We start from the raw sequence: 17,922 nt of genomic DNA, 5'->3' as shown, positions 1-17,922 counted from the left end.
CTTCCCAACACCATCATGGAGGCCATGGCCTGCGGTGTGCCCTGCGTTGGCTTTCATGTAGGCGGCATCCCTGAAGAGATCGACCACAGAAAAACGGCTATGTGGCCCGCTATCGCGATGCAGCCGACTTGGCACAAGGCATCAGATGGGTGCTGTGCGAGGCCGATTATGCCGAACTTAGCGCGCAAGCCGTGCGCAAGGTGTTGGCCAATTACTCGCAACAGGCCGTTGCCCTGCAATATATAGAGGTGTACAATCAGGCTCTCGCCTTCAAAAAATGTATGTTATGATAAGCTTTTCGGTTATTACCTGCACCTATAACGCTGCCGCCGAGCTACCCCGAACGCTCAAAAGTGTGGCCGAACAAACCTATCCGCACGTAGAGCACTTGCTTATCGACGGACTTTCTGCCGACGATACGCGCGCACTTATCCACCAATATGTGGCCGACATGGCCCAAACCGAAAGCCTACACACCATAAAAGTGAAGGCCGAAACCGACGCCGGACTGTACGATGCCATGAACAAAGGCATCGAAATGGCCACTGGCACCTATCTTGTTTTCATCAATGCGGGCGACGTTTTCCCCTCGCCCCAAACGCTCGAAACCGTTGCCAACGCCGTTGGCGAGGCCGAAACGCTGCCTGCCGTGCTCTATGGCGACACGAATATCGTAGATGCCGATGGGCGTTTTTTGCGCCGTCGCCGCCCAGTTCCGCGCCAAGGCCTGTCGTGGCGGTCGTTTAGTCGCGGCATGTTGGTGTGTCATCAGGCCTTTTACGCCCTCACTTCGCTGGCCAAACAAACGCCTTACAACCTGGCCTATCGTTTTTCGGCCGACGTAGATTGGTGCATCCGCGTGATGAAGGCAGGCCAAGCGGCCAATCTACCCCTTAAAAACGTGCAAGCGGTGGTGGCCAATTACCTTGATGGAGGCATGACCGTAAAGAACCATCGCGCCTCGCTTAAAGAGCGTTTCGCCGTTATGCGCGCGCATTATGGCCTGCCCCTTACGCTGGCCATGCACGCTTGGTTTGTGTTGCGGGCCATTGGCAATAAGTTTAAAAGCTAGCCTTAGTATTGGAGTTTTATGGTGGGATCTACATATAAAAGTGCAAAGTCTTGCGTTAAAAAACAAAAAAGCGTTTGTTGTTTTGCGTTAAATACCTACTTTTGTGAAGTAAAGCCTAAGTGCACACTACCTAATTGCCTAAAACCAAGTATAAATTTAAAGGCGTTGCGCTATCTTACGGTGTGCCATAGCCATAACGACAAGAATAGATGAATTACGAAATAATCCACCAAATTGCCGACCATCTGCTGTTGAATGCAGACAACATAACTGCTTACGGCCTTTACACAGGAAAGGCCGGTGTGGCATTGGCGTTGTTTGAGTCCTCACGTTTCTTACACGACAATGCGATGGAAGACGTAGCTTTTTCCATACTTCAAGAGTCGCTGATAAGGAAAACGGACGACATCGGATTTGAAAATGGGCTGTCTGGAGTGGGCTACGCCCTAACTTACTTGATACAGCAGAAGTTTGTCGATGCCGATTTTGATGAAATATTCAGTGAGCAACATAAAACAATAACCGAAGGTTTGTGCGTTATAGATAAGCACCCCGACAAGTTGCTGGCCGTTTCTAAAGCCATTTACTTTCTTTCATCCGTTCAAAAACTTGGCAAAACAGATAAGCAAATCAATGACATTGTTAGTAATATATTCAAAGGCATGGAACTCTACCTGTCGCTACAATTCTTCGATTGGCTCAACATACGCTACGTAAGCAACAAACTGCTGGTGTTGCAAACCTTTGCCGCATACCTAAAACTCGTTCATTTTTCAGGTTATGCTGACTTTTCTCGTAGTCTACTTTCTGATTACGCGGCATTATATCGCACAGGCACTATGGTGAGTTCGCTCTCCATTGGTTACTATCTCGGCACGATAATTAAGCGTCACAACCTTTTGCAATACGAAGACGTTGCCTTCAACAATATGGAGAATGGCATGAAAGACGCTTGTCATAACTTTCTTGCCTTGCCAGGAAAGATAGATGCGATGAACATGCTTGAGGCATGTGGAAAGGCGCGAGGTGAAGTTATCCGTGCAGCAATACCTCACGAAACAAGCAATATTCACGACATTATTCGTACTCTTTGCCCAGCACAAGCCCCATACGCCTACAAAGGAGGCTTGGCCCGCTACCTCATCTACCTGCTTGGCAAAGGCAACACCTTAACCTAACCCCACTGATGTTATGTGTGAAATTTCTGTTGTAATGCCGGTTTACAACTCGGCGGCTTATGTTTCCCATGCCATAGAAAGCGTGTTGATGCAATCGTTTGGCGACTTCGAGCTGATTATTGTCGACGATGGTTCTACCGATAACACCAGCGCCTTGATTGGCGCATGCTCCGATAAGCGGATTAAACTTCTGCATAACAAGCACGATTTCATCTCTTCGCTAAACAGGGGTATGAATGCCGCGCGTGGCAAGTACATTGCCCGCATGGATGCCGACGACCTGATGCATGTAGACAGGCTGAAGATTCAGCGTTCTATAATGAATGAACATCCTGAGATAACCGTGTGTGGAACGTGGGCTACTATATTTGGTGATGCTTCACAAGAAAAGAACTTGATGGGAACGGCTAAAGGAATGATAGATTTGCCATTACTTAACCTGTTGCCAGGTAACTTCATCTTTCATCCTACCGCCATGTTGCGGGCGGACTTTTACAAGCAACAGGGCTTGCAATACGAACATTACCCATACGCCGAAGACTATAAGCTGTGGATGGAAATTGCCAAGCTTGGTGGAAAGTTCTACGTAGAGAGTCAGCCTTTGCTTTACTATCGTGTGTCGGACAGTCAAGTAAGCACCGTTCACAAAACCGAACAGGGAAAGACAACCGAGCGGATTAAAGCGGAGGTCATGACCTACTTGATTGAGAAAAATGCAGTGGGCTATCCCGAACTGACCGACATCCACGCTGCTTTCTGCAAACTAAAAGATAAAGGACTGATTACCGAAAACGAGGCTTCAACCTTCTTGCAACTTATCTTCCTAAAGAATCGCGAGAAGTTAAGCATATAAACAAATTCTTTCACATATAATTTTTAAACTTATGAAGAAACTAACAAAGAAAAGCTTAGACGAATTGGCGCAAACGTTGCCCGTGATTGAAGAAACAAAACAAAAGACGTATGTGGGCGGAGGAGACGGAACAAGGGAATCGCCATACACAACCGAAGAATTTAAAATAAGGTTAAATAATGACCTGTGGCAAGGAGGTTTTGTAGAAGGTATGGGATATGTGGCGAACGACGCGTATGTTTATGGAAATTACAACAGTCCGCTTACTGTATCACAAAATTTCCACACGTTCCCTGATTATATCAATTCATTATCGTCTGACGAACTTGAAACACTTATGGAGTCCTTTATTACTGGGTGTCTACCTCCGGGATTTGATGTCCCCATAGAAATATTCAAATATCTTAGTGACCAATATGGCAACATGACAAGGAATATTCAGAGTGAACTTCTAAATAAGGGCTACAACGGAACGTCATCTTTTACTTTTGTTCGTACACAAGAACCTCCTATGAATGGATCTATTGGGGCATTCACACTCTCTGTATACGATGCAAATACAGGTGAATTTATTACCGCCAGAAAATTCGACATCTTCGGCTTTTGGAATAATCCTGGTAACCCATAAACTTCTCTTTATCATTTTATCGGATTCCCCCGTAAAAGATGATCCGTAACATCCACATACGAGGGAATCCCGACAAAAACGCATTTAAAGCCTGCAGTTAATGAGATTTATATTCTTTATTTTCTTTTTCTTTGTATCGCTCTTTGCGAAAGCCGGCGATAGTTCAAAGCTTTTCGGATACAGGTGGTGGCCTCATTATCAACATCTATTCTTTCGGTTTGATTTAGGCACAACCGCTGTACAAAAGCAATTACGTCTCGAAATCGTAGCTCCGCTCAAAGGCGTTTGGGGTATGCTGTTGCCCACATATCAGCTCCGTGGCGAAGCAAACGACATTACGGTAAGGGTGAAATACAAATCGAAAGACGTACAGCACTTTTACGTAACGCTCAACTTCTTAACTAATGGGGCACGTGTGGCTCGTCGTGACACGATAACGCTACCCACATCGCCCAATTGGGCAGAAGCCACAAGCCAACTGCACTTAAAGCACGCCGACCTGTTGTCTGTTACTTTAGAGGCTACGGGGAAAAAAGATACGGTAGGAACAATTCTACTTGCCGATTTTGGCGTATACGCAGACGGCAAGAAACTAAGTAACGAAGTGCCCGATGCAGAAGTTGCACCATTGTTTCAACGCAGCGACTTACTTAATTGGACTTTCGGTAACTACGGAAATATCCCTTGCATGGGTAGCCAAATACTTGGCATTGCCGAAACTATACACGGCACAAAGACGATGAATGCCGTAGCCATGGACATGATGAAAGAACGCATACTGAAACACCAATGCAAGCTGGTGATGTTAGAACTGCCCATGGAGAGTATCTTCTATATAAATAGGTATGTAAAAAACGACCCGCGTTTTAAGTTCTCTCACATATCGAATTACATTGACAACTCTTTGCTGGGCGAACCTACAAAGGCTTTCATTGAGTGGCTTAAGCAATATAATGCCACCCACGACAACAGCGTGTCGCTCCTTGGTTTCGATGCCAATTTAGAATGGATGCAAAGCGAAATCAATCTTTTTAATTTCTTCTATACACTTAATGATGGAAAGAAATCTCCTGAAATGATAAATTTCTGTAAGGCAGTGCTTCAAGATATGGGTCCTTTCTCGAAAAGGGACATCGCGGCCTTACTCGACAGCAGCGAGGTTGTAAAAAGCTGCCTGCAAAAAGATGAGCTGTTGCTGGTGCGTAAGAGCATAAGGCTGATGCAATGGTTTGCAAAACAGCCTGCTCGTTACTCACAGCGAGACAGGCTTATGGCGCAGTTCACCCAATTCGCCGTCGACAGTGTCTTCCCAAAAGGGACGGTAGTTACAATGTATGCTCACACAGGACATTTAAACTACTCACAGGCAATAGGACTTGTACATCCCAATTATTTTAGTGCTGGGCATTACCTAAAAGAGAAGTTTGGTGAAAACTATCGTTGCATCGACATTGTCACTTATCAAGGTGCAACCATCGTAAGTGGTAAGTATGGTGCTTTTGCTGGCGACAAGCTTGCTGCCGTACCACAACGCAGCATTGAATACCAGCTGGGACAGTTGGGCGTAGACTCGGTTTACTTACCTATGAGTAAACTTCAATGTAGCGAAGCTTTGCAAATGCGTGCGGCAGGGTATGGAAGCTTAAAGGTGCAATTCATCTATTGCTATCCTCAAACAAGGGTGGATGGTGTGCTCTTTGTTCGCGATGTCGAACCGGTGATAAAGAGTGAACGGGTTATAAAGGGATGGCAAGAAGGAGACATACCAATGCTTAATGCCTACAAGGAGGCACTAGACAAAATGAAAGCCATGTAAATAACCACGATATGAAGATTGCATTTCTAACAACACTAGACCCCGAAGACACTAATACATGGTCGGGAACGTCCTACCACATCCTGCAAGCCTTATGCAAGAGCCATGATGTGAAAATAGTTGGGCAAAATATGCTTATTCAAACAGTGCGTTTCACAAAAGAAAACATCGCACCCAAACGAGATATACGAGAATATTCACCCGTCTTTGGCAAGCTGTGCGCAGAAGAAGTGACAGGATGCGACCTTGTGTTCTTCGGCGACTTATATCTTAGCCCATTCCTTGATACAAATATTCCCATGGTTCATTTAAGCGACGTTACCTATCACGCATTCAAAGACTACATGCACAACGACAGCAAACCTGAGGAAATAAGACAAACAGAAGATGCGGAGCGCAAACTCTTAAACAAATACAACACCATTATATACAGCTCCGAATGGGCGAAGCAAAGTGCAGTTAGCTATTACGGCATCGACCCTTCGAAGATACATGTGGTGGAGTTTGGCGCGAACATTCCTCATCGCTGCGATTACCAAATAAATATCGATACAAATGTTTGCAACTTGGTATTTATTGGACGAAACTGGGAAAAGAAAGGTGGCGACAAGGCCTTGGGGACATATCGGGAGCTAAAAGCTATGGGAATGAACTGCACACTGACCATCATTGGCTGCCAACCACCTTGTGCAGAAGACGAGGGCGTCGTGGTTTATCCCTTCCTCGACAAGTCCAAACCCGCTCATCTGTCGAAACTATGCACCATACTTCGCAACGCACATTTCCTCATTCTCCCCACCCTGTTCGACGCTTTCGGCATCGTGTTTTGCGAAGCCTCGGCCTATGGTGTGCCAAGTGTGGCTGCAAATGTGCAAGGAACGGGGCAACCCATCTGCGAAGGCAGAAACGGTTTCTTGCTCCCACCCACGGCAACGGCAATTGATTATGCCCAAAAGATACACTCGATATTCTGCGACAAGGACAAATACATCGCACTAAGAAAGTCGTCGCGCAAGGAATACGAAACCCGATTGAACTGGGACGTATGGGCAAAGAAAGTGAATTGCATATTGGAACAAACCGTTATAAACTATCAAAAAGCGCATGGAAAACAATAGTATTGGGTTTTATCTGCCTGTCTATGTTATCAATCTAGAGGAGCGCACAGAACGCCGGCAGCATATTGAGGAACAATTTAGTGACAGAACGGAGTTCGAGCTTACGTGGATAAAGGCTGTAAAGCACCCCATTGGCGCAGTTGGGCTATGGAAAAGCATGGTGCAAGCCATACGAAAGGCTGAGGAAAACGAAGACGATATCATCGTTATTTGTGAAGACGACCACACCTTCACTCCCGCATACAATAAGGAATATCTCTTTCGTAACATCCTCGAAGCCGAGGCGCAAGGCATCGAATTGCTTTCGGGAGGCATTGGGGGGTTCGGCATGGCTATACCCGTTGCAGACAATCGCTATTGGGTAGACTGGTTCTGGAGCACACAGTTTATCATTGTTTTCAAGCCTTTGTTTAAGCGAATACTAGATTACGACTTTAAGGATACCGACACGGCCGATGGTGTGCTGTCGGCACTTACCATGGACAAAGCGACCATGTACCCCTTTATCTCCATACAGACAGACTTTGGCTACTCGGATGTTACACGCACCAATAACGACAGCGTGGGGCTGGTAGACCATCTTTTCTTGCGCTCTGCCTTACGTTTGCGTATCGTTCAGCAGGTTGCGCGCAAATATGGGAGAACTGTTCATGGAAGACAATAAGCGCAATGAAAGGTCGGAAGAGGTGCAAGCCATCGTAGACCGCATGCCCACGGAGTGGGTTAAATGGGTTGCACTGTGCGTTGGCGTGCTGATGGGCATCGTCGTTTTGCTTGGTTTCCTCATTCAATACCCCGACACGGTAGACGGCCCCATATCGGTTACCGCTAACACCGCGCCCGTTCGTTTGGTGGCAAACGGCAACGGACGCATATACTTGCTAAAAGCAAATAAGACCAGGGTGAAGAAAGGCGACGTTATATCTTATCTTGAAAGTGGAGCCAACTATCGACACATCCTGAAAGTGGAAGGCTTGCTAAGCAACCTTAACAAGAACATGCAAGCCACCATAGGCCTTCCCGATACGCTCATATTGGGCGAAGTGAGTTCGGCCTACAATGCGTTTATGCTGGCCTACATGCAATATCGACGCGTGTTGTCGTCTAACATCTATGGCACGATGCATAAAAACCTACGGCAACAGATAACTTCGGACAAGTCGGTAATAGCCAACATTAACAATGAAGTTGCGCTTAAATGTCAATTGCTTCACGTTTCTGCAAATCAGCTTAAGAAAGACAGTGTGTTACTTGCTGCCAAAGTAATCAGTGAGCAAGAATTTCAACAACAGCATGCTGCACATCTATCGTTACAAGAAGCTTTGCTCAACCTGCAAAGTACCCGGATGCTGAAACAATCAGAAGTAAGTCGCAACGAGATGGAAATACAGCGCATTCTCTTAGAAGAGTCTGAGTCTAAGGATAAGGTTTACACAGATTTTGTTACGAGAAAGAACGAACTGTCTAACGCAATCAATATTTGGAAAGAACGATACTTGCAATACGCGCCAGTTACAGGCCAACTTGAATACCTTGGTTTTTGGCGAGACAACCGCTTTGTTCAGAATGGACAGGAGCTGTTTTCTATCATACCGAGCAAAAACAACATCTTGGGCGAAGTCACCATCCCCTCTTTTGGCGTGGGAAAGGTGGCTATAGGCCAACACGTAAACGTAAAAATAAGCAATTTCCCCTACGATGAATACGGACTGTTAAAGGGTGTTGTAAAATCCATTTCGCGTATTAGCCACAAGATAAAGGTACAAGATAAGGAAGTGGACGCCTATCTCGTGTTGATTTCTTTTCCACACGGCACCCTCACCAATTTCGGCAAACGCCTTCCGCTCGACTTTGAAAGCAACGGAACTGCCGAGATTATAACGAAAAGAAAACGACTGATAGAAAGGCTGTTCGATAACCTCAAAGCCAAAAGCGAAAAATAAGATGATGAAGTATTGTCGATTTCCTGTAGAATATCAGATGGATTCGCATGACTGTGGACCAGCTGCACTTAAAATCATAGCCAAACATTTTGGCAAATATTACTCGTTGCAGTATCTCCGCGACCGTTGCGGTATCACCAAAGAAGGTGTGTCGTTACACGACATTAGTGTTGGAGCAGAAAACATTGGTCTTCGTACACTGGCTGTAAAATGCGATGTCAACGAGGTGGTTAACAGTGTTCCTTTTCCCGCCATCATATTTTGGAACAACAATCATTTTGTTGTGGTGTATCATGCCGACAAGAAACGCATTTACGTTTCCGACCCCGCAAGAGGACGCGTAAAATATTCGCACGAAACGTTCAAACAAGGTTGGTATCAGAGGGGCGAAAACCAAGGCGTGCTGCTAGCCGTTGAACCCACAGTCGACTTTAAGGAAACCAAGGCCGAAAAAGAGCAAAAACGAAATAGTTTTCTAAGCATTCTAAAGTATTTCACCCCATACTCGCACTCGTTTGCTTTGATTTTCGTGATCATGTTTATTGTTACGGCATTGCAAGGTGTGCTGCCTTTTATCTCAAAAGCGGTGATTGACGTGGGCATTAAAACATCCGACGTTAACTTTATCAACATGATACTCATTGGCAACATTAGTATTCTGTTGAGCGTAATGGTTTTCAATGTGCTCAGAGATTGGATCTTGTTGCATATCACTGCACGCGTTAACATTGCACTAATATCCGATTATCTGATAAAATTGATGAACTTGCCCGTCACCTTCTTTGAAAACAAGCTGATGGGAGACATCCTGCAGCGTGCGCAAGACCACGAACGCATTCGCAGTTTCATCATGAACAATTCTCTGTCTCTCATTTTTTCTATGCTTACCTTTGTGGTATTTGCCATCATATTACTGATATACAATGTGGTTATCTTTCTTATTTTCTTGGCAGGTTCTGCACTTTATGTGTGCTGGGTTTTACTTTTCCTAAATGTTAGGAAAAAGTTAGATTGGGAATATTTCGAACTCCTTTCAAGGAACCAAAGCTATTGGGTGGAGACGGTTTCAGCCATTCAAGATGTGAAAATAAACAATTACGAAAAGCAACGCCGCTGGAAATGGGAAGAGATACAGGCACGGCTATATCATGTCAACAAGCGCGTGCTCGCCATAACAAACATGCAAAACCTGGGGGCACAGTTTATTGAAAGCATAAAAAACATGGGTATCGTGTTCTTTTGCGCCGTGGCCGTTATCAATGGCGACATAACCTTTGGGGTAATGATTTCCACACAGTTCATTATCGGCATGTTAAATGGTCCTTTATCCCAATTCATCAGCTTTGTTATGGGTGCCCAATATGCCAAGATAAGCTTTCTGCGCATCAACGAGATTCGCCAACTTGAAGATGAGGAAGAGCTACTTTCGGTTGGTAACACATGCATATTGCCCAACGAAAAATCGATAACCTTGTCTAACGTACACTTCCAATATTCGGCTAACTCGCCTTTCGTGCTGAAAGGTATCTACCTGCACATTCCTGAAAATAAGGTTACGGCAATTGTCGGAGGCAGTGGTTGTGGAAAGTCTACGTTGCTAAAACTTCTCGTTAGACTGTATAAACCAACATTCGGAGACATCAAGATGGACACGATGAACGTGGATGCCATCAATTTGCGTCAATGGCGAAACTTGTGTGGGGTGGTGATGCAAGACGGAAAGGTGTTTAGCGACACCATCATTAACAATATCGTGCTAGATGCCGACCGCATAGACTACGACCGCCTGCACGAGGTTTGCAAGATTGCCCAACTGGAAGAAGAGATAAACGCCATGCCTAATGGATTCGACACAACGGTAGGCGAAACAGGCCGAGGACTTAGTGGAGGGCAGAAACAACGCCTGCTTATTGCACGTGCACTATACAGAAACCCCAAAATGTTGTTCCTCGATGAAGCTACTAATGCTTTAGACACCATCAACGAGCGTAAGATTGTAGATGCGCTAAACAATGCTTTCGAACATCGCACAGTTGTCGTGATTGCACATCGGCTTAGCACTATCCAAAATGCCGACCAAATTGTAGTGCTCGACAAAGGCTATATCGTAGAAGTTGGAACGCACAAAACGTTGATGGAAAATAAGAAACGATACTATGAGTTGGTTTCCTCGCAAACGCAAACGTTGCCGTAATGCGAAAGGAAAATCTGTGATTTCATACAGTATCCCTAAGGATTATGACTTAATTTGTAGCCGATTTCTCTCTCTGTTATTATTTTCCCTTACGACTAATCTTCTTGCTAACACATAGAAGTGGATGCACAAAATAGCTATTGTTCAACATTTTTTCGCATTTTATTTGGTCGAACGCGAAAAAATACATACCTTTGCATCGCTTTAAGAAACAAAGCACGGGCGTTTAGCTCAGCTGGTTTAGAGCATCTGCCTTACAAGCAGAGGGTCGGCGGTTCGAATCCGTCAACGCCCACAACGCAGAAGTCCCGCAATCTAACATGGTTGCGGGATTTTTTTTTAGCAAACGAAGTGGGCAAATCTGGCAGTTGGGTTAATCGAACCAATCGGACAAATCTGACCTGTCCGACTTGTCCGACTTGTCCGACCAGTCTGACTTGTCCGACCAGTCTGACCAGTCTGACCAGTCCAACCAGTCCGACTAACCCCCACCCCAACACGTTAAACAAAAAAACAAGCATAAAGATGGAAAAAGTAGTAAGCGGAATTAGGCCCACAGGAAATCTTCACTTGGGCAACTATTTCGGAGCGGTAAAGAGTTTCGTGAAGATGCAAGACGAGTACGAAAGCCTGTTCTTCATCGCCGATTGGCACTCGCTTACCACCAGCCCGAAACCCGAAGACATCCAACGCAGTGCGCGCGTAATCCTTGCCGAGTACCTTGCGTGCGGCATCGACCCGCAGAAGGCCAAGATATATGTGCAGAGCGACGTGAAAGAAACGCTTGAACTGTACCTGTTCTTCAACATGAACATGTACTTGGGCGAGCTGGAACGCGTAACCACCTTTAAGGATAAGGCACGCCAACAGCCCGACAACGTTAACGCGGGCTTGCTGACTTATCCAACACTGATGGCTGCCGACATCCTGCAACACCGCGCACAAAAGGTGCCTGTGGGCAAAGACCAAGAGCAGAACATGGAGATGGCGCGCAAGTGCGCACGCCGTTTCAACCATATCTATGGCGTAGACTTCTTCCCCGAACCACAAAACTTCTACTTCAACACGCAGGCCGTGAAGGTTCCTGGACTTGACGGCAGTGGAAAGATGGGCAAGAGCGATGGCAACTGCATCTATCTCTACGAAGAAGATGCCGCCATACGTAAGAAAGTGATGAAGGCCGTAACCGACATGGGGCCGCAAGCGCCCAACAGTCCGAAGCCCGAAGTGATTGAAAACCTCTTTACCTTCTTGCGTATTTGCTCGGAACCTGAAACTTACAACTACTTCGACGAGAAGTGGAATGATTGCTCCATCCGTTATGGCGACTTGAAAAAGCAAATCGCCGAGGACATCATTAAGACCGTTACGCCTATTCGCGAACGCATTAGGGAATACAGTTCGAACATGCAACTGCTCGACCGCATTGCCCAAGAAGGAGCCGAAGTGGCACGCGCAAGCGCAAGCCAGACACTTAAAGAGGTTCGCCAGATTATCGGGTTTAGGTAAATGGCTCTGCCTTGCGGCGCATCTTAACGAGTTAACTGGCCAACTCATCAACTTGATGTTTTGTCTGTTTTTCAGCAAGAATTTTAACATTATGAGTGCCATCGTTATCCACCAACCGACAACCCAGCCGCAAAAAATCGATTCTCGCGAAGGTTTGTTATGATGCAAAAAGCGGTTAGGTTGCGAATATGGCAAAATGAATTTTTATTTAAAGCAACCGCCATTTGCACCCGTTTTTGGGCTATTTGCTGCTAAACACACTGCGTTTTGGTGCAAAACACAGTGCGTTTTGGTGCTAAATGCAGTGCGTTTTGGTGCTAAATGGCGTGTGTTTTGCTACTAAATGCAAGGTAAAATGGTGCAAAATGCAGTGCAAAATGCCGCTAAATGCGAAACGATGTGCATAAATATCCGCCGAAATAGCATAAACAAAACCCCTTCGAGCCATGTTTTTAATGCCTCGAAGGGGCAAAACAACCACCAAAAAGTGGGTTTTTAGGGGCAAAAGCGAGTTATTGGGCTTAAAAAATTACGAGTTGGCAACCAAACTAGAAAAGCAAAGTGGTGCAAAATGCAGGTTGCTTTCTCAAAAGTAGACAAACACGAAGGCATGAAAGGCCAGAATTTGTGGCTATTTACCCCCTTTATAACCTATATTTTCGCTAGAACGGAGCGAAAAATAGAGCCGTTTTGTAAAATAAAATCAATAATTTCGGTTTTGAGTTGAGGAGTTTTTGAGTTGGTGAGTTCATAAGTTAGTGAGCTTGTTAGCTGGTAAGCTTGCAAGTTTATAAGCTGGTAAGCTTGCGAGTTGATAAGCTAGTAGGTTTACAAACTCATCAGTTCATGGGTTTATGAGTTGGTAAGCTTGCAAGTTTATTAGCTGGTAAGCTTGCGAGTTTACAAGGTGGTAAGTTTACAAGTTCGTAAGTTTATGGGTTGAAGAACTGGTGGTTAAGCCAAGTTAGCAGCCGTTTTGCACGTGCCACATTCTAAATGCAGCCATCGTTTCATCTTGCCACATGCCCATTGTGGAATGGAGTTTTGCCAAGCTCAGCCTTCTCTTACGTTCTCTTTTTAAGTCGTTTTGCTTTCCTTTTCATACCTTTTCCATGTTCTTTATTCTTTACCCAGCATGTATCTGCCTGCTATGACGTTTCATATTCAAGGCGTCTGTTTTATAATTATTGTTAATTAAATTGAGTTTTTGAACACAGAACTTTTGAGATAGACATAAAAATAACTACATTTGCTCGTTGCTAATCTGAGAGAGGTAGGTTCTGAATAGTTGCCATCGGCACGTTGCGCGTTACACGACTTTGATTTCGCAGGGCTTTGCAAAGAAAGATAGTTGACGAGTTGACGAGTTAACAAGTTGACAAGGAGATTGAGTTAACAAGTTGGCGAGTTAACGAGTTAACAAGAGTAAGGGCGAGCAAGATGTGAGAAACCTAGCGGGGTGAGAGCATGTGAAAAGAATGACGCAACGAAAGACGCAGCCGAAAGAAAAAGCGCACAACGACAACAAATACATGGGGATTATGCCGACTAGGCCCAACAAACCGACATAACCCACAGCGTATAATCTACGGAACAACCAGCAAGGAGAATGTTTACTTCATTATGGATGTTTGCCCAAGGGGGCTGGCAATGGCTGCAAGCCATGCCGTGTTTTGCAATGCTTAAACCTAGGCGTACGCAAAACAAATGGTACACATTGCAGGCAGAATAAATCACGACCAACTAAATAAATACAGTCAAAATAGATGAAAGTTTTATGAACAAAAAGCTACTTATGTGTTTGGTTACGTTCTTGCTGTGCGTTAGCGCAGCCGTAGCACAAACTAAAATCTCTGGTACGGTGGTGTCGGCTGGCGACAACGAGCCGGTTATCGGCGCCACCATCACCGTGGTAGGCACCAAAACGGCGGCTGTTACCGACTTCGACGGTAAGTTTTCGCTTACTACCGACGTGCCCAACCCACAAGTAACCATCAGCTACATCGGCATGGTGGCACAAACTTTAAAGGCATCGGCCAACATGCACGTTGAGTTAAAAGCCAACGCCCAGGTGCTTAACGAGGTGGTGGTGACGGGTCTTACCCGAACAGACCGCCGCTTGTTTACGGGTGCTACCGACAAAGTGGACGCCGAGAAAGCCCGACTGAGCGGTGTGGCCGACATCAGTCGCTCGCTAGAAGGGCAAGCAGCAGGCGTGTCGGTGCAAAATGTGAGCGGAACCTTTGGTACTGCACCGAAGATTCGCGTGCGTGGAGCAACATCCATCTACGGAAGCAGCAAGCCGCTGTGGGTGGTTGACGGCGTTATCATGGAGGATGCAGCCAATGTGGGCGCAGACGACTTGGCATCGGGAAACCCCGAAACGCTTATCTCTTCGGCAATAGCCGGACTTAACGCCGACGACATCGAAAGCTTTCAGATATTGAAAGACGGTTCGGCCACATCCATCTATGGTGCGCGTGCCATGGCCGGCGTTATCGTCGTTACCACCAAGAAAGGAAAGCAGGGACAGGCCCATCTAAGCTATACGGGCGAGTTTACAACAAGGCTTGTGCCATCGTACAACAACTTCGACATCCTCGACTCGAAAGAGCAAATGGGCATTTATAGGGAAATGGCCGACAAAGGTTGGCTCAACCTCTCCGAAATTCTTAACGGCAGCGAGTATGGCGTGTACGGTAAGATGTACGAATTGATAAACCGCTACGATGCGCGCACGGGCCGTTTCGCATTAGAAAACGCCACTGAGGCGAAGAACCGCTACCTGCAAGGGGCCGAATTTAGAAACACCGACTGGTTTAATGAGCTTTTTACGCCCAGCATCATGCAGAACCACTCGATAAGTTTGAGCGGCGGAACACCAAGCTCCAACTATTACGCCTCGTTCAGTGCCATGTTGGATCCAGGATGGTACAAGCAGAGCAACGTTAACCGCTATACGCTCAGCTTGAACTTAACACAACACCTATCAGACAAGCTGTCGCTCAACTTCATTGGCAGCGCAGCCTATCGTAAACAGCGCGCACCAGGAACGTTGGGACAAGATGTCGACGTTGTTGGCGGCGAAGTGAAACGCGATTTCGACATCAATCCCTATTCTTACGCCAGTAATACGTCGCGCGTGCTAGACCCCAACGAGTATTATGTGGCCAATTTCGCGCCGTTCAACATCTTCAACGAGTTGAACAACAACTACATCGACCTCAATGTTCTTGATGCCAAGTTCCAGTTAGAGTTGAAGTACAAGCCCATAAAGGGGCTGGAGCTGTCGGCATTGGGTGCGTTTAAGTACATGGCCTCAACGCAAGAGCACAACGTAAAGGATAATTCTAACCAGGCAATGGCCTATCGCGCCATGTACAACGGCATCATCCGCGAGGCCAACAAGTACCTTTACAACAACCCGTCCGACCCTTACAAGATGCCTTTCTCGGTTTTGCCGTACGGCGGTTTGTACCATAAAGGCGACAACAGGATGAGCGATTACGACTTGCGCGCTACGGCCAACTACAACCATACCTTTGCCGACAAGCACATTATGAACCTTTTTGCAGGTACGGAAGTGAAGAGCATCGAACGCCAACGCAACACCTTCGAGGGTGCAGGCTTGCGTTACGATGCGGGTCAGGTGCCGTTTTACATTTACGAATACTTCAAACGGGCCGTCGAAGGGGGCAACACCTATTATATGATAACGCCAACAAACTCGCGTAGTGTGGCATTTTACGGCAACGCCACTTACAGCTATAAGGGCCGTTACGTGTTTAACGGAACCCTTCGCTACGAAGGTTCGAACCAAATGGGCCGCGACACCAATGCCCGATGGATGCCAACATGGAACGTTTCGGGCGCGTGGAACGTGCACGAAGAAGGCTGGTTTGGCAAGCTTTCGCCGCTTTCGCGCCTAACTTTGCGCGCATCGTACAGCCTTACGGGTACGCCTCCCGACGCCTCGTATAGCAATTCTACGGCCATTATCAAAGCATCCAACCCCTTCCGCCTTTTTGCCGAAGACCAAGAGCCGCAACTCGAAATATACGAATTGGCCAATGCCAACCTTACTTACGAGAAGAAAAACGAGCTTAACCTAGGTTTCGATGCCTCGTTATGGAACAATCGCCTGGGCATAACCTTCGATTTCTACACCCGAAGGAACTTCGACGAAATCGGTCCGATGGTAACCGCGGGCACAGGTGGCCAAATTATCCGCGCTGCCAACGTGGCCGAGATGAACTCGAACGGCGTAGAACTGAGCCTTTCGTCGGTGAACTTGAAGAACAAGCACTTCTCTTGGACCACCAACTTTATCTATGCCTACGCCAACACCGAGATAACCAAGCTCTTTAACCAAGGCAACGTGATGAGTTTGGTTAGCGGCAGCGGATTTGCCAAGCGCGGTTATCCCGCCCGTTCGCTGTTCTCCATACCCTTCGTTGGCCTCAACGATGAGGGTATGCCAATGGTGTTGAACGAGAAAGGGATGATAACAACCGACGACATTAACTTTCAAGAGCGAACGCTTACCGACTTTCTTAAATACGAAGGACCGACAGACCCCTTGCATACAGGCTCTATCGGCAACATGTTTACCTATCGCGGATTTAGGCTTAACGTATTTGTGACCTACGCTTTTGGTAACGTTGTGCGCCTCGACCCCAAGTTCCGCGCACGCTACAACGACCTCGTTTCGATGACCAACGCCTTTAAAAACAGGTGGACAAAGTCGGGAGAGGAAGACCACACCAACGTGCCGGGCATCATCTCTAAGGCACAATACATGGCCAACACCAACCTTCGCTTGGGCTATAACGCCTACAACTACACCAGTCTTCGCGTTGCCAAGGGCGACTTTATCCGCCTAAAAGAGGTGTCGTTGGGCTACGATTTGCCTGCCCAATGGTTCCAAAAGGCGATGGTAAAGAACGTGTCGTTGAAACTGCAAGCCACAAACCTCTTCTTGCTCTACGCCGATAAGCGACTGAATGGGCAAGACCCCGAATTCTATAACGTGGGTGGTGTGGCCTCGCCCATGCCCAAACAATTCACACTAACAATAAAACTCGGACTTTAAACCCTACGAAGATGAAAGTCAACAAATATATAACGGGGCTGTCGATGGCTGCCATTTCGTTCGCGCTAGCATCGTGCAACGAATTCTTAGACAAGTATCCCGACAGCCGTATGGACCTCAAAAACCCATCAGAAGTTAGTCAGCTCTTGGTTAGTGCCTACCCTTCGGCACATCCGGCCTACCTTACCGAGATGTATTCGGACAACACCGACGAGCAGATGCACAGCACGTGGAGCACGTTCGACAGGTTTCAAGAGCAAGCTTACCAATGGAAAGACATCCAAGAGGTGCGCAATGCCGAAACGCCTTATCAGCTTTGGGAGGCCCACTACACGGCTGTGGCCACGGCCAACGAGGCCATTGCGCACATCAAAAGCGTAAGCAACCCGCACGATTACGACGCACAGCTGGGCGAAGCGTTGCTTTGCAGGGCCTTTGCCATGTTTCAATTGAGCACGGTTTTTGCCAAGCTTACGATAAAACCACGGCGCAAAGCAACTTAGGCTTGCCTTATCCAAC

Annotated in this window: 12 protein-coding genes, 1 tRNA gene and 1 pseudogene; all 14 read left to right on the top strand. The window is 46.6% G+C overall.

From position 1 onward, the window contains the following. A pseudogene (locus BN93_RS10105) lies at positions 1-290 on the top strand (glycosyltransferase); the annotation flags it as partial. Then, the gene (locus BN93_RS10100) at positions 287-1,072 is read left to right on the top strand and encodes a glycosyltransferase family 2 protein (RefSeq protein ID WP_044260504.1); all 786 of its coding nucleotides are present in this window, start codon (positions 287-289) and stop codon (positions 1,070-1,072) included. The pseudogene BN93_RS10105 and the gene BN93_RS10100, both read left to right, overlap by 4 nt. 209 nt (positions 1,073-1,281) lie before the next feature. Continuing rightward, positions 1,282-2,250: a lanthionine synthetase LanC family protein gene (locus BN93_RS10095; protein WP_019188215.1), complete on the top strand. Its 969-nt coding sequence runs from the start codon at positions 1,282-1,284 to the stop codon at positions 2,248-2,250. A gap of 13 nt (positions 2,251-2,263) precedes the next feature. Further along, positions 2,264-3,103: a glycosyltransferase family 2 protein gene (locus BN93_RS10090; RefSeq protein ID WP_019188214.1), complete on the top strand. Its 840-nt coding sequence runs from the start codon at positions 2,264-2,266 to the stop codon at positions 3,101-3,103. A gap of 31 nt (positions 3,104-3,134) precedes the next feature. Beyond that, positions 3,135-3,731, top strand: coding sequence for a hypothetical protein (locus BN93_RS10085; protein ID WP_019188213.1), 597 nt, complete (start codon positions 3,135-3,137; stop codon positions 3,729-3,731). A gap of 100 nt (positions 3,732-3,831) precedes the next feature. Next, positions 3,832-5,547: an erythromycin esterase family protein gene (locus BN93_RS10080; RefSeq protein ID WP_019188212.1), complete on the top strand. Its 1,716-nt coding sequence runs from the start codon at positions 3,832-3,834 to the stop codon at positions 5,545-5,547. A gap of 11 nt (positions 5,548-5,558) precedes the next feature. Continuing rightward, entirely contained in the window at positions 5,559-6,665 is a 1,107-nt protein-coding gene (locus BN93_RS10075) for a glycosyltransferase family 4 protein (protein WP_019188211.1), read from the top strand. Then, a complete protein-coding gene (locus BN93_RS10070) occupies positions 6,652-7,329 on the top strand; it encodes a glycosyltransferase family 25 protein (RefSeq protein ID WP_019188210.1) in 678 nt (225 codons plus the stop codon). The genes BN93_RS10075 and BN93_RS10070 overlap by 14 nt, the downstream gene beginning before the upstream one ends. Then, a complete protein-coding gene (locus BN93_RS10065) occupies positions 7,301-8,608 on the top strand; it encodes an HlyD family efflux transporter periplasmic adaptor subunit (protein ID WP_019188209.1) in 1,308 nt (435 codons plus the stop codon). The genes BN93_RS10070 and BN93_RS10065 overlap by 29 nt, the downstream gene beginning before the upstream one ends. A 4-nt stretch (positions 8,609-8,612) precedes the next feature. Next, positions 8,613-10,802 carry a peptidase domain-containing ABC transporter gene (locus BN93_RS10060; RefSeq protein ID WP_044260499.1) on the top strand — a complete coding sequence of 730 codons (2,190 nt, stop codon included), beginning with the start codon at positions 8,613-8,615 and terminating at the stop codon, positions 10,800-10,802. 220 nt (positions 10,803-11,022) lie between these two features. Next, positions 11,023-11,097 (top strand) — tRNA-Val (locus BN93_RS10055). A 230-nt stretch (positions 11,098-11,327) separates the two neighbouring features. Further along, positions 11,328-12,311 (top strand): tryptophan--tRNA ligase, encoded by a 984-nt coding sequence (gene trpS, locus BN93_RS10050; RefSeq protein ID WP_019188207.1) that lies wholly within the window; start codon positions 11,328-11,330, stop codon positions 12,309-12,311. A 1,777-nt stretch (positions 12,312-14,088) separates the two neighbouring features. Continuing rightward, a complete protein-coding gene (locus tag BN93_RS10045) occupies positions 14,089-17,403 on the top strand; it encodes a SusC/RagA family TonB-linked outer membrane protein (RefSeq protein WP_019188203.1) in 3,315 nt (1,104 codons plus the stop codon). An 11-nt stretch (positions 17,404-17,414) separates the two neighbouring features. Then, positions 17,415-17,906: a RagB/SusD family nutrient uptake outer membrane protein gene (locus tag BN93_RS10040; RefSeq protein WP_044260402.1), complete on the top strand. Its 492-nt coding sequence runs from the start codon at positions 17,415-17,417 to the stop codon at positions 17,904-17,906. Positions 17,907-17,922: the final 16 nt, after the last annotated feature.

The organism is Prevotella conceptionensis 9403948, from assembly GCF_000312305.1.
GTDB classification, from domain to species: domain Bacteria; phylum Bacteroidota; class Bacteroidia; order Bacteroidales; family Bacteroidaceae; genus Prevotella; species Prevotella conceptionensis.
The sequence above is the reverse complement of the archived record's forward strand: the minus strand, read 5'-3'. Positions and strand labels throughout refer to the sequence as shown.